13 protein-coding genes are annotated in these 12,411 nt (G+C 71.4%); 7 read left to right on the top strand and 6 right to left on the bottom strand.

The genetic code is table 11. The features are described from left to right. Nucleotides 1–45 precede the first annotated feature (45 nt). The gene (paaN, locus tag ACIBCM_RS13480) at nt 46–1,719 is read left to right on the top strand and encodes a phenylacetic acid degradation protein PaaN (RefSeq protein ID WP_399242522.1); all 1,674 of its coding nucleotides are present in this window, start codon (nt 46–48) and stop codon (nt 1,717–1,719) included. Nucleotides 1,720–1,954: 235 nt separating this feature from the next. Here the strand turns inward: paaN and ACIBCM_RS13475 are convergent, their stop codons facing one another. The 4 genes from ACIBCM_RS13475 to ACIBCM_RS13460 form a co-directional block, all read right to left on the bottom strand. After that, nucleotides 1,955–2,587, bottom strand: a complete 633-nt coding sequence (locus tag ACIBCM_RS13475; RefSeq protein ID WP_399242710.1) for a TrmH family RNA methyltransferase — start codon at nt 2,585–2,587, stop codon at nt 1,955–1,957. Nucleotides 2,588–2,670: 83 nt separating this feature from the next. Beyond that, the gene (locus ACIBCM_RS13470) at nt 2,671–2,838 is read right to left on the bottom strand and encodes a hypothetical protein (protein WP_399242519.1); all 168 of its coding nucleotides are present in this window, start codon (nt 2,836–2,838) and stop codon (nt 2,671–2,673) included. Next, a complete protein-coding gene (locus tag ACIBCM_RS13465; protein ID WP_399242708.1) occupies nt 2,835–4,151 on the bottom strand; it encodes an HTTM domain-containing protein in 1,317 nt (438 codons plus the stop codon). The genes ACIBCM_RS13470 and ACIBCM_RS13465 overlap by 4 nt, the downstream gene beginning before the upstream one ends. Before the next feature lie 11 nt (nt 4,152–4,162). Beyond that, nucleotides 4,163–4,864 carry a DUF5819 family protein gene (locus ACIBCM_RS13460; RefSeq protein ID WP_399242517.1) on the bottom strand — a complete coding sequence of 234 codons (702 nt, stop codon included), beginning with the start codon at nt 4,862–4,864 and terminating at the stop codon, nt 4,163–4,165. A 573-nt stretch (nt 4,865–5,437) separates the two neighbouring features. On the opposite strand from ACIBCM_RS13460, the gene paaA reads away from it, so the two are divergent. From paaA to ACIBCM_RS13430, 6 genes are all read left to right on the top strand, one after another. Then, nucleotides 5,438–6,457: a 1,2-phenylacetyl-CoA epoxidase subunit PaaA gene (gene paaA, locus ACIBCM_RS13455; RefSeq protein ID WP_399242515.1), complete on the top strand. Its 1,020-nt coding sequence runs from the start codon at nt 5,438–5,440 to the stop codon at nt 6,455–6,457. Beyond that, nucleotides 6,454–6,744 (top strand): 1,2-phenylacetyl-CoA epoxidase subunit PaaB, encoded by a 291-nt coding sequence (gene paaB, locus ACIBCM_RS13450; protein WP_399242513.1) that lies wholly within the window; start codon nt 6,454–6,456, stop codon nt 6,742–6,744. Before paaA ends, paaB begins: the two co-directional genes overlap by 4 nt. After that, nucleotides 6,741–7,457: a 1,2-phenylacetyl-CoA epoxidase subunit PaaC gene (gene paaC, locus ACIBCM_RS13445; RefSeq protein WP_399242511.1), complete on the top strand. Its 717-nt coding sequence runs from the start codon at nt 6,741–6,743 to the stop codon at nt 7,455–7,457. The genes paaB and paaC overlap by 4 nt, the downstream gene beginning before the upstream one ends. Then, nucleotides 7,451–8,044, top strand: coding sequence for a 1,2-phenylacetyl-CoA epoxidase subunit PaaD (paaD, locus tag ACIBCM_RS13440; RefSeq protein ID WP_399242509.1), 594 nt, complete (start codon nt 7,451–7,453; stop codon nt 8,042–8,044). The genes paaC and paaD overlap by 7 nt, the downstream gene beginning before the upstream one ends. Further along, nucleotides 8,045–9,100 carry a 2Fe-2S iron-sulfur cluster-binding protein gene (locus tag ACIBCM_RS13435; RefSeq protein WP_399242507.1) on the top strand — a complete coding sequence of 352 codons (1,056 nt, stop codon included), beginning with the start codon at nt 8,045–8,047 and terminating at the stop codon, nt 9,098–9,100. It abuts the gene before it with no gap. 156 nt (nt 9,101–9,256) lie between these two features. Further along, on the top strand, nt 9,257–10,498 hold the full coding sequence (locus tag ACIBCM_RS13430; protein ID WP_399242505.1) for an acyl-CoA dehydrogenase family protein: 1,242 nt from the start codon (nt 9,257–9,259) through the stop codon (nt 10,496–10,498). A 581-nt stretch (nt 10,499–11,079) separates the two neighbouring features. Here ACIBCM_RS13430 and ACIBCM_RS13425 read toward each other — a convergent pair. Beyond that, complete coding sequence (locus ACIBCM_RS13425; RefSeq protein WP_399242503.1) at nt 11,080–11,424, bottom strand: rhodanese-like domain-containing protein; 345 nt, start codon at nt 11,422–11,424, stop codon at nt 11,080–11,082. Between the two features lie 133 nt (nt 11,425–11,557). Then, nucleotides 11,558–12,391 (bottom strand): J domain-containing protein, encoded by an 834-nt coding sequence (locus ACIBCM_RS13420; protein WP_399242501.1) that lies wholly within the window; start codon nt 12,389–12,391, stop codon nt 11,558–11,560. Nucleotides 12,392–12,411 lie beyond the last annotated feature (20 nt).

Here is a 12,411-nt window from a genome sequence, read left to right as displayed (position 1 = left end):
TCTGTCGTTACGTCCCTGCCCAGCCCGACGAGGAGTTCGTCCGTCATGCAGCTGACCGAGACCCGGCTGACCAGCCACCGGGCGACGCTCGACCAAGCCCTCGAAGCGATCCGCACCCGCGCCTACTGGTCACCCCACCCCGAGCACCCCAAGGCGTACGGAGACAGCGCGCCCGCCGACGGCCTCGCGGCCTTCGAGGCGCTCCGGGGCACCCGCTTCGACCTCGATCAGCCGGGCACCGACGGCTGGACGGGCGCCGAAGTCTCCCCCTTCGGCCCCGACTTGCGCATCGAGTATCCGCACCCGGATCCCGATGTGCTGCTCCCGGCCATGCGTGCCGCGATGGCCGCCTGGCGCGAGGCCGGACCCGAGCAGCGCGCCCTGGTCTGTCTGGAGATCCTCTCCCGCATCAGCGCCCGCACCCATGAGTTCGCCCAGGCGGTGATGCACACCAGCGGCCAGGCGTTCATGATGGCCTTCCAGGCGGGTGGACCGCATGCCCAGGACCGCGGCCTGGAGGCCGTGGCGTACGCCTATCTGGAGCAGACCCGCACCCCGGCCGCCGCCGACTGGTCCAAGCCCCAGGGCAAGCGCGACCCGCTCCAACTGCGGAAGACCTTCACCACGGCCGGCCGCGGTATCGCCCTGGTGATCGGCTGCAACACCTTCCCGACGTGGAACGGCTACCCGGGCCTGTTCGCCTCGCTGGCCACCGGCAATCCGGTGCTGGTCAAGCCCCACCCGCGCGCGGTGCTCCCGCTGGCGCTCACGGTGCGGGTGGCGCGCGAGGTGCTCGCCGAGTCCGGCTTCGATCCGAATCTCGTCTGCCTGGCGGTGGACCGCCCCGGTGAGGGCATCGCGAAGAGCCTGGCGGTCCGCCCCGAGATCAAGATCATCGACTACACGGGCTCCAGTGAGTTCGGCGACTGGCTGGAGGCCCACGCCCGCCAGGCGCAGGTGTACACGGAGAAGGCGGGTGTCAATACCGTCCTCGTCGACTCCACCGACGACTACAAGGGGATGCTGTCCAATCTCGCCTTCTCCCTGTCCCTGTACAGCGGCCAGATGTGCACCACCCCGCAGAACCTGCTGATCCCGCGCGACGGCATCCCCACGGACGCCGGCCACAAGTCGTACGAGGAGGTGGTGGCGGATCTCGCCGCCTCGGTCGGCGGTCTGCTCGGCGACGGCGCCCGGGCGAACGCGCTGCTGGGCGCGCTGGTCAACCCCGAGGTGAAGAGCCGTCTGGAGAAAGCCGCCGGTCTTGGCGAGGTGGCTCTGCCCTCCCGGGAGGTCACCAACCCCGACTTCCCGGACGCGGTCGTCCGTACCCCGGTGATCGTCAAGCTCGACGGCGCCAAGCCGGACGCCGAGGCGGTCTTCCTGTCCGAGTGCTTCGGCCCGGTCTCGTTCGCGGTCGCCGTGGACTCGGCGGAGGACGCCCTGGACCTGCTGCGGCGCACGATCCGGGACAAGGGCGCGATGACGGTCGGCGCCTACACCACCTCCGGGGAGACCGAGCGTGCTCTTGAGGAGGTGTGCCTGGACGAGTCGGCACAGCTCTCCCTCAATCTGACGGGCGGGGTGTACGTCAACCAGACGGCGGCGTTCTCCGACTTCCACGGCTCCGGCGGCAATCCCGCGGCGAACGCGGCCCTGTGCGACGGAGCGTTCGTCTCGAATCGCTTCCGGGTGGTGGAGGTCCGGCGCCAGGCGTGACCGCCCCAGCCGCACACCGCCGTTCCGCCACCGCCCTGCCGGCCCGCCTCCCCTGGGGGCCCGGGCCGGCAGGGACCGGGGCCGTCAACGGGGCCTTGGACGGCCGCCGAGGCCCCCGGGGCGCGGAATCCCGCGGGGAGGGAAGCCCACGGGGTCGTCGGAGCGGCAGAGGGGCCGTGGCCCCGGGGCCCGGCGCCGGGAGCCGTTTCCGCCGGGGCGGGGCCGTCGGCGGTCTCTACAGGGACGGGATCCGCGCGTGCCGCTGCACCCAGGCATGCATGGCGATCGCCGCCGCCGCGCCCGCGTTGATCGACCGGGTCGAGCCGAACTGAGCGATCGAGCACACCATCGACGCGTGCTTGCGTGCCTCGTCCGTCAGCCCGGGGCCCTCCTGCCCGAAGAGAAGCACACACCGGCGCGGCAGCTCGGTACGCTCCAGCGGCACCGCCCCCGGGAGATTGTCGATCCCGATGATCGGCAGCTCCTGGTCGGCCGCCCAGGCGGTCAGCGAGTCCGTGTCGGGGTGGTGGCGCACATGCTGATAGCGGTCCGTGACCATGGCGCCCCGCCGGTTCCAACGGCGGCGGCCCACGATATGGATCTCCCGCGCGAGAAAGGCGTTGGCGGTCCGCACCACCGACCCGATGTTGAAATCGTGCCCCCAGTTCTCCACGGCCACATGGAAATCGTGCCGACGGGTGTCCAGATCGGCGACGATCGCCTCGCGCGTCCAGTAGCGGTAGCGGTCCACCACATTGCGGCGGTCGCCGTCGGCCAGCAGCTCGGGGTCGTAGCGCTCCTCGCCGGGCCAGGGCAGCGGATGCGGGCCCACACCGATCTCGGGGCCGTACCCCTCGTCGTACTGGATCGGGACGTCCGAGCCCCCGGAAGCCCCGGGGTTCGCGGGGACGACGGGGTTCTCGGTGTTCTCGGGCAGTTCCCGGGTGGTGCTCACCCCACGAGCGTACGGGGGCGGCGGCCGTGACCGGTCTCTTGTGGTCGGCGGCCGTACGCGATGACCCGGCTCTGCCGATCGACGGCCGAGGCCGTAATGGGGCTCTGCTGCCGCACGACGATCGCGACCAGGACCGGACCCCACGGGCCGATGGTCGCGCTCACCCCACGAGCGTACGGGTGTGCTCAGGGCTCTCCCGTCGCTGCTCCGGCAGCGGATCCCGGTCCGGCGCGGGCGGCTTCCCCGGGGTGCGCTTCAGCAGCCGGTTCCGCCCCCGCGAGGCCCGGGCGCCCAGCCAGACCAGGAAGGCCGTGGGCAGGAACACCGCGTCTGCGGCGATCATCGCCATCGAGAAGAACGGCAGGCCCATGATCACGGCGATGCCCGCATGCTCCATGATCATGACCACGAGCAGGACGTTCTTGACCCGGCGGTTGAAGAGGGTGAACGGAAACGCGACCTGCACGATGACCGTTGCATAGGTCAGCGCCATGACGATCAGCCCATGGGAGGCGAGCAGATCGGAGAGGGCGGGCCAGGGCGTGAAGTACTCCAGCTTGAGCGGGTAGTAGAGCGCGGTGCCGTCCTGCCAGCGCGACCCCTGGATCTTGTACCAGCCGGCGGTGGCGTAGATCAGACAGACCTCGGCCATGATCACGAGCAGCGCCGCGTTGTGGGCCAGGTTGGCGAGACAGTCCAGCAGAACGCGGATCTGACCGCGGGGAGCGTACCGATCGGCGGTCCACCACAGGGCCAGTCCGACCCAGACCACCCACATGACCACCAGGTAGAACACGCCGGTCCGGTTGAGGAAGGTCGCTGTGAGCAGGCCGAATCCCAGCACCAGCCACAACGCGGAGCCGACCCGGTCCATCCGGGGCCCCACCGGGAGGCCCGGTGCCACGTCCTGACCGACGGCGTCCGGGCGTCCTTCGACGCCGGACGGGTCGGCCGGGCGGCCGTCACCCCCGGACGGATGGGTCTTCACGGACGGGTCGGCCGCCGCACGGGCGGCGCGGGCCGCACGGCGCGCGTCCAGCGACCAGACCTGGCCACAGCGGGTGAAGACCAGATAGATGGCCATCAGGTGGATGACGTTGTCGCCGCCGTCACCGATGAAGATGGAACGATTCTGGAGCGAGAGCACCCCGACCATGAACAGCACGGACATCGTCCGCGTCCGCCAGCCGAGCATGAACAGCACACTGGAGAGCACGGCGAGGACGTAGATCGCCTCGAACCAGATGACGCTGTCCGTCCACATCAGCGCGGTGAAGGCGTCGTTGCCCGCGATCAGGTCGCGCCCCATCTCCCAGCTCCACGGCCCGTCCGGACCGTACAGCTCATGGCGGTGGGGCAGCTCGCGGAGGAGGAACACCAGCCAGGTCGCGGCGAAGCCGATCCGGACCACGGCGCTCTGGTACGGGCCGAGGGCGGTCGCGGTGACCCGCTGGAGGAACCCGGCGGCCTTGCTCATGGACGCGTCGCTCACTGACCGGCCTCCGTACGCTTCGTACGCTCGGTACCGCCGTTGTCGGCCCCGCCCGGCAGATCTGCTTCGGTGACCGGCCACCACGGCAGTACGCGGTAGACGGGGCGGGTGTCGGTCTTCTCGCCGCTCCACACCGGCGCCTTCACCATGGCTGACGAGGATCTGACCTGGACCCGCTCGACGGGACCACCGAGGTCGTGGCCGTCCAGGCGCAGCATCACGATCCGGCGCAGATAGCCCTCGGAGAGGCGGCCGCGCGTTCCGGTGGCGCGGTCCTGGTTGTCGTGCGAGTTGGTGTAGAAGTCCCAGGCCCGGCGCAGTTCGTTCTGCGAGGTGTGGCTGGGGAGGAGAGAACCGCGTACCGCCTCGATGTCCTCGGCGGTCAGATCGATCCACTCGGTGGTTCTACGGCCCCCGTCCGAGGTCCTGACCTCGGCTTTCACCTGGATGGCGATGTTCTGCTGGAGCGGATTGGGAGCGAAGAGCTTCCAGTTCTGCTCGAACTCGGGGTAGATCCAGGCGTCCACGCCCTTGCCGTAGTGCTTGGTGACCGTGTTGGACGGTGAGACATGCAGAAAGACCATGGCCAGATGGACACAGGCGAGTAAAGCGACGAGTCCCAGGGCGAGGGCGGCGATGGCCTGATAGGGGAGCGAGAGCGCCGCGATGCCGCTGGACGGCGTGGCGGGCGCGGGCACCTGCCCGTCGGAGCCGGCAGCGGGTCCGGAGCCGCGTCCGGAACCGGCGTCGGCTGCGGGGTCGGGTCCGGAGCCGGGCCCTGGCACGAGCAGGGGATCAGATCCGGAATCGGGCCCGTCTGCGGTACGGGGCCCGGGTCGCGGCACGGCTTCGGGCCCCGTCACAGCGTCGGCCCTTGGCAGGCCCTCGGTCCGGAGCGCCGCCTCCGGTACGGGTGAGCCGGGTGCGCCGGCCCCGGATATGGAGCCCGCACTCTCGCGGTCGCGGTCGGGCGCCGGTTCCGCGCCGGACGGGGCCACCCGGTCGGCCCCGCGTGGGGGTTTCGGTTCCCGTGGGTGGTCTCGCCGGGGGTCCCGCCCGGGTTCCCGCTGGTCCGAAGGCCGGGACGCACCGTCCGGAGACGCCCCGGAACGCCCGGCTCCAGCGCCCTCGACGTCATCGCCCTCGTAGGAGTTCATCCCGCCCCGATCCCCGCCCGGTCCACCTCGGTTATCCACAGGGTTGACACCTTAAGGGCCGCCGACTCACCATTGAAGTCAATGAACCGAACGATCGGTCGGTAGGGGGTCCGGATGACGTCAGTGACCGCGGATACGGCGGAGATGTACGAGGCGGTCTTCGACGCGGCCGTCGCGGCGGACGAGCGCATCGAGCCCCGCGACTGGATGCCGGACGCCTATCGGGCGACCCTGGTCCGGCAGATGGCACAGCACGCGCATTCCGAGATCATCGGTATGCAGCCCGAGGCGAACTGGATCACCCGGGCGCCCTCCCTGCGGCGCAAGGCCATCCTCATGGCCAAGGTGCAGGACGAGGCGGGCCACGGCCTGTATCTGTACAGCGCGGCGGAGACCCTGGGCACCAGCCGCGAGGAGCTGCTGGACAAGCTCCACGCCGGCCGCCAGCGATACTCGTCAATATTCAACTACCCGACGCTGACCTGGGCCGACGTCGGTGCGATCGGCTGGCTGGTGGACGGAGCCGCCATCACCAACCAGGTCCCCCTCTGCCGCTGTTCCTATGGCCCGTACGCCCGTGCGATGGTCCGGATCTGCAAGGAGGAGTCCTTCCACCAGCGCCAGGGGTACGAGCTGCTGCTCACCCTCTCCCGGGGCACCCCCGCCCAGCACGAGATGGCCCAGGACGCGGTGAACCGCTGGTGGTGGCCCTCGCTGATGATGTTCGGCCCGCCGGACGACGAGTCGGCCCACTCGGCGCAGTCCATGGCCTGGAAGATCAAGCGTCACTCCAATGACGAGCTGCGCCGGCGCTTCGTGGACATCTGCGTCCCCCAGGCCGAGACGCTGGGCCTCTCGCTGCCCGATCCCGATCTGCGGTGGAACGAGGAGCGGGGACACCATGACTTCGGCGCCATCGACTGGTCCGAGTTCCATGAAGTCCTCAAGGGGAACGGGCCGTGCAACGAGCAGCGGCTCGCCCAGCGCCGCCGCGCCCACGAGGAAGGCGCCTGGGTCCGGGAGGCCGCGGCCGCCTACGCGGACAAGCACCGGGGCGGCAGGCAGCGGGCCCCCCGCACACAGGAACCGGCGCAGAACCCCCGTACGCAGGAACGCCAGGAGGCGACCGCATGAGCAGCTCGACGGACTGGCCGCTGTGGGAGGTCTTCGTGCGTTCGCGGCGCGGCCTGTCCCACACCCACGCCGGCAGCCTGCACGCACCGGACGCCGAGATGGCGCTGCGCAATGCCCGGGATCTCTACACCCGGCGCAATGAGGGCGTCTCCCTGTGGGTCGTGCCCTCCACCGCCGTCACGGCCTCCTCACCGGACGAGAAGGACCCGTTCTTCGAGCCGGCCGCCGACAAGCCCTACCGCCACCCGACGTTCTACGAGATCCCGGAAGGGGTGAAGCACCTGTGACGACCACCGCCCACGCCGCGGCTCTCGCCCTCGGCGACGACGCGCTGGTGCTCTCGCACCGGCTGGGGGAGTGGGCCGGCCATGCGCCCGTCCTGGAGGAGGATGTCGCACTCGCCAATATCGCGCTGGATCTGCTCGGACAGGCCAGATTCCTGCTGTCCCTCGTCGGGGACGAGGACGAGCTGGCGTATCTGCGGGAGGAGCGGGCCTTCCGCAACCTCCAGCTGGTCGAGCAGCCGAACGGCGACTTCGCGCACACCATCGCCCGCCAGCTCTATTTCTCGGTCTACCAGCGCCTGCTGTACGAGGAGCTGGCGGCCTCGGACGGCGAGTTCACCGCCCTCGCGGCGAAGGCGGTCAAGGAGGTCGCCTACCACCAGGACCATGCCGAGCACTGGACCCTGCGCCTCGGCGACGGCACGGCGGAGAGCCATGAGCGGATGGGGCGGGCCTGCGAGGCGCTGTGGAAGTTCACGGGTGAGATGTTTCAGCCGGTGGAGGGCCTCGATGTCGACTGGCGGGCGCTGGAGGCACGCTGGCTCGCATCGGTGACGGCCGTTCTGCGGCGGGCGACCCTGACCGTGCCGGACGGCCCGAGGTCCAACGGCTGGGCGGCGGGCGCCGGACGCCAGGGGCTGCACACCGAGTCCTTCGGCCGGATGCTCGCCGAGATGCAGCATCTGCACCGCAGCCACCCGGGGGCGTCATGGTGACCGGCACCCCTCATGAGACCGCACCGGCACCGGCGGAGCGGCTTCCCGGGTCCGCCGAACCGCGTGAGCCCGGGACGGCGCCCCCGGACGGAGACACCCGGCTGGAGGCCGAGCTGCGGCGCCTCGCGGGCTCGGTTCCCGACCCGGAGCTGCCGGTACTGACCCTGGCGGAGCTGGGTGTGGTGCGCGGGGCGCGGCTGCTGGGCCCCGGCCGGGCCGAGGTGACACTGACCCCCACCTACACCGGCTGCCCGGCGATCGAGACCATGACCGCCGATATCGAGCGGGTGCTGCACGAGCACGGCATACCGGATGTCTCCGTCGTCAGGGTCCTCTCCCCCGCCTGGTCGACCGACGACATCAGCGCGGAGGGCCGGCGCAAGCTCGCCGAGTCCGGGATAGCACCGCCCCGGCCGCACCGGGCGAACGACCCTTCCGGCCCCCTCCCGCTCACCCTCTCCGTGCGCTGTCCGCACTGCGGCTCCACCGAGACGGAGCTGCTGAGCCGGTTCTCCTCCACCGCCTGCAAGGCGCTGCGCCGCTGTGTCTCCTGCCGTGAACCGTTCGACCACTTCAAGGAGTTGTAGATGTTCCACTCACTCCGGGTCGCCGCGGTCGAACAGCTGACGGACGACTCGGTCGCCGTCACCCTCCGGGTACCGCCCGAGCTGCGGGAGACCTTCCGGCACACCCCAGGGCAGCATCTGGCCCTGCGCCGGGTGGTCGAGGGCGAGGAGATCCGCCGGACGTACTCGATCTGTGCCCCCGCCGTCCCCGCCGGCGACGAGCCCGTACTGCGGGTGGGTATCCGGCTCGTCGACGGAGGCGAGTTCTCGACGTACGCCCTCAAGGAGCTGTCCGTCGGCGATCGGGTCGAGGTGATGCCCCCGATGGGCCGTTTCCTGCTCGATCCCCGCCCCGGCTACTTCGCGGCGATCGTCGGCGGCAGCGGGATCACCCCGGTGCTGTCGATGGCGGCGACGGTTCTGGCGCGGGAGCCGAAGGCCCGGTTCTGTCTGATACGGAGCGACCGGACCGTGGCGTCGACGATGTTCCTGGACGAGGTCGCCGATCTCAAGGACCGCTTCCCGGACCGCTTCCAGCTGGTCACCACGCTCTCGCGCGAGGAGCAGCAGGCCGGGCTGCCCTCGGGGCGGCTGGACCAGGAGCGGCTGAGCGGCCTGCTGCCCTCGCTTCTCCCGGTGGAGGACGTGGACGGCTGGTTCCTGTGCGGGCCCTTCGGGCTGGTCATCGGCGCGGAGCGGGCGCTGCGGGGGCTCGGGGTGGACCGGCGCCGTATCCACCAGGAGATCTTCCATGTGGACGACGGTTCGGCCCCTGCCCCGGCACCGCTCGCGGCACCGGCCCATGCCGCGCTCACGGCGACGCTGGACGGCCGTTCGGGCACCTGGCCCGTCCACGAAGGGGAATCGCTGCTGGAGACGGTGTTGCGCGCCCGCTCGGACGCGCCGTACGCGTGCAGGGGCGGGGTCTGCGGCACCTGCCGGGCCTTCCTGGTCTCGGGCGAGGTGCGCATGGACCGGAACTTCGCGCTGGAACCGGAGGAGACGGACGCCGGCTATGTGCTGGCCTGCCAGTCCCACCCGGCCACATCGGAGGTCGAACTCGACTTCGACCGCTGAGCCCGGGGCAGTGGTCCAAGCCCCGGAACCGTGGGCCGTTTCTCCCCCCGGGGGCTGGTCGATGCCCACGCGTCCCGCGCTGTGTTCATTTTCAGGAACCTGTTCTATCTTGACGACCCGTCAGATCCGGCGGTCCGCTTATGGGAGGACAGGGCTGTGGACTTCACCTTCACCGAGGAGCAGCAGGCGGCCGTCGAGGCGGCGAAGGCGGTCTTCTCGGATGTCGCACCCGACGCGGTGCCGAGTCCGGCGCTCACACAGGGCGCGGTGGCCGAGGAGTTCGACCGGCCGCTGTGGGCCGGGCTGGCGGGCGCCGATCTGCTGAGTCTGGTGCTCTCCCCCGAGCGCGGAGGCGCGGGGCTGGACTCCATCGCGCTCTGTCTGGTGCTGCGGGAGTCGGCGAGGGTCCTCGCCCGGGTGCCGCTGCTGGAGACGAGTGCGGTCGCCATGGCCCTGGAGCGTTACGGCAGTGTGGAGCTGGCCGACGAGATCCTTCCCCGGGTGGGCCGCGGTGAGCTGGTGCTCTCCGTCGGAGCCCAGGGCTGTACCGGCCATGACCCGGCCGAACTCGCCGTCGTCGCACGACGGGACGGCGGGCGCCGTACCACCGTGCCTGCGGAGACCGAACGCGACGACGGCTCCGGAGCGGCGAACCGGCCCGGAGCGGCGGACCGAGGCGGGGACGGGGACGGCTGGGTGCTGGACGGTGTCCAGACGGGTGTGCCCTGGGCCCATTCCGCCGATCTGATCGCCGTCCCGGCGCACACCGGCGAGGGGCGCCCCGTTCTGGCGCTGGTCGCACGGGACGCGGAGGGTGTCACCCTCGCCGAGCAGTTCTCCACCGGAGGCGAGCGGTATGCCGAGGTGACACTGGACTCCGTGCGGATCTGCGACCGCGAACTGATCGACGACGAGCACGCCTGGGAGTGGCTGCGTCAGCTGCTGACCACCGGCACCTGCGCGCTCGCCCTCGGCCTGGGTGAGCGGGTGCTGGCGATGACGAGCGAGTACACCGGAAAGCGCGAACAGTTCGGATACCCGGTGGCGACCTTCCAGGCGGTCGCGGTCCAGGCCGCCGACCGCTATATCGATCTGCGGGCGATGGAGGCGACCCTATGGCAGGCGGCCTGGCGGCTGACTCCCGCGAGGGGGAGCGCCGGGGTCGGCGGCCCGCTGCCGGTTGCCGGTGATGTCGCGGTGGCGAAGATCTGGGCGTCGGAGGGCGTACGCCGGGTGGTGCAGACGGCCCAGCATCTGCACGGCGGCTTCGGCGCGGACACCGACTACCCGCTGCACCGCTATCACGCGTGGGCCAAGCAGCTGGAACTCTCCCTGGGGTCCGCAGCGGCCCATGAGGAGGCCCTCGGTGACCTCCTGGCCGCCCATCCCCTCGGCTGACGGCGGAAGGGCCGGACCAAGCCCTGACGGGCTCCGGCGGGCCCTGTGGGCGGCCCCAACAGGCCCATAGAGCGCCGCGCGGGCCTCGCACCGGGCCCCGGAGCGCCCTGAGGCCGTACCGTCAGGTCCCGCCGGCACCGTCCCACCGGGCGCGCGACGCCCGGCACGCCCCCATGGGCCGCACGCCGCGCCGTCGGGATCACCCATGTACACCCCGTACGAGCGTGATCCCCGCCGTGCGACCGCACACACCGGAACTCCGCAGGCACCGCCCTCCGGGGCGGACGGCACGGCGGACTGTGCCCCCGTGACGGCACGGCCCGGCGCCCGCCCTCCGAGCGACGGCCCAAACGCGGGCACCCCCGGGTCGGCCGAGAGACCGGTCAAGCCGGGACGCCCCCACGGTCCCGGACCACGCCGTCCGGCCCGGCGCGGTGCCCGCCCCCGCCCGGACGGCCGGAAGAGCTCACTCCGCACGGCCCGCCGTGGCGCCCACGCCCACCTGCCCGACGCGCCCGCGGCGCCTCACGCAGTCACGCAGTCACGCAGTCACGCAGTCACGCAGTCACGCAGTCACGCAGTCAGAGGACGAACGCCGGGCCGCCGTCGTCCGTGACCATCGGGCGGCCCGCGCCCTCCCAGGCGAGCATGCCGCCGTCGATGTTCACGGCGTCGATCCCCTGCTGCACCAGATACTGGGTGACCTGAGCCGACCGGCCACCCACCCGGCACATCACAAACGCCCGGCGCCCCTCCGCCACCGCCTCGGTCACCTCACCGAACCGGGCCACGAAGTCGCTCATCGGCACATGCAGGGCACCTTCCACATGCCCGGCCTTCCACTCATCGGCCTCGCGGACATCCAGGACCAGACCGTCGGACGGCACGGCGGCAACATCCACCGAGGGCAGCGGGGCGAAATTCATGAGTCAGGCCTTCTCTCGTGGGGACCGCGTGGGGCGGCTTCTCGTGGGGCGACAGTGGTGACAGCGGTATCAGCCCGGGCGCGTTGTCCGTGCCCGGCACCCGGGCGGCCGCCCTGCCCTGCACTCCGGGAAACTACTGCACCCACCGGACCAGTTCCCGCTCCCGCTCGGCGACCTGCGCGAGCAGCTGCTCGGCGATCTCCTCCAGCAGCCGGTCCGGATCGTCGGGTGCCATCCGGAGCATCGCTCCGATCGCGCTCTCCTCCAGCTCGTTCGCGACGGCGACCAGCAGCTCCCTGCGCTGCGACAGCCACTCCAGCCGTGCGTACAGCTCCTCGGCCTCGCTCAGCCGCTGCTCGGGCGGTACGGGACCCGCCTCCCACTCCTCGGCCAGCTCCCGCAGCTGCTCCGCGTCACCGAGCCCGTAGGCGGCGTTCACCCGGGTGATGAACTCCTCGCGCCTGGCCCGCTCCGGCTCGTCCTGCGCCAGATCCGGGTGCGCCTTACGGGCCAGCTCGCGGTAGAGCCTGCGGGCCTCCTCGCTCGGCCGCACCCGCTTGGGCGCCCGCACACGCTGACCGCTCAGCATCGCGGTGGCCTCGGGAGAGAGGCCGTCGGAATCCATCCAGTCGTGGAACAACTCGTCCACGCCCGGCATCGGCATGACGATCGCCCGCGCCTCCTGCGCCTTGCGCAGATCCTCCGGATCACCGGTGCGGGCGGCCCGCGCCTCCGCGATCTGCGCGTCCAGCTCGTCCAGCCGCGCGTACATCGGCCCGAGCTTCTGATGGTGCAGCCGGGAGAAGTTCTCCACCTCCACCCGGAACGTCTCCAGAGCGATCTCGAACTCGATCAGCGCCTGCTCGGCCGCACGCACGGCCTTCTCCAGCCGGGCCTCCGGCCGCGTCTGCGCGTCCTGCTCTTCGTCGTTCCGGGTCGTCGGCCCGCCGGGCACATCCTGGGTCACCCGCTCAGCCTACGGGCGCG

Origin of the sequence: Streptomyces sp. NPDC051018 (genome assembly GCF_044456085.1) — a bacterium.
In the GTDB taxonomy this organism is placed as follows: Bacteria; Actinomycetota; Actinomycetes; order Streptomycetales; family Streptomycetaceae; genus Streptomyces.
Note: the sequence above shows the minus strand (reverse complement) of the source record. Positions and strands in the feature narration are given on the sequence as shown.

Bases quoted from the DNA above. Each gene is read 5' to 3' on its own strand.
- paaN (WP_399242522.1), top strand. From the start codon at position 46: ATGCAGCTGACCGAGACCCGGCTGACCAGCCACCGGGCGACGCTCGAC.
- ACIBCM_RS13465 (WP_399242708.1), bottom strand. From the start codon at position 4,151: ATGAGCAAGGCCGCCGGGTTCCTCCAGCGGGTCACCGCGACCGCCCTC.
- paaA (WP_399242515.1), top strand. From the start codon at position 5,438: ATGACGTCAGTGACCGCGGATACGGCGGAGATGTACGAGGCGGTCTTC.
- ACIBCM_RS13435 (WP_399242507.1), top strand. From the start codon at position 8,045: ATGTTCCACTCACTCCGGGTCGCCGCGGTCGAACAGCTGACGGACGAC.
- paaD (WP_399242509.1), top strand. From the start codon at position 7,451: ATGGTGACCGGCACCCCTCATGAGACCGCACCGGCACCGGCGGAGCGG.
- ACIBCM_RS13425 (WP_399242503.1), bottom strand. From the start codon at position 11,424: ATGAATTTCGCCCCGCTGCCCTCGGTGGATGTTGCCGCCGTGCCGTCC.
- paaB (WP_399242513.1), top strand. From the start codon at position 6,454: ATGAGCAGCTCGACGGACTGGCCGCTGTGGGAGGTCTTCGTGCGTTCG.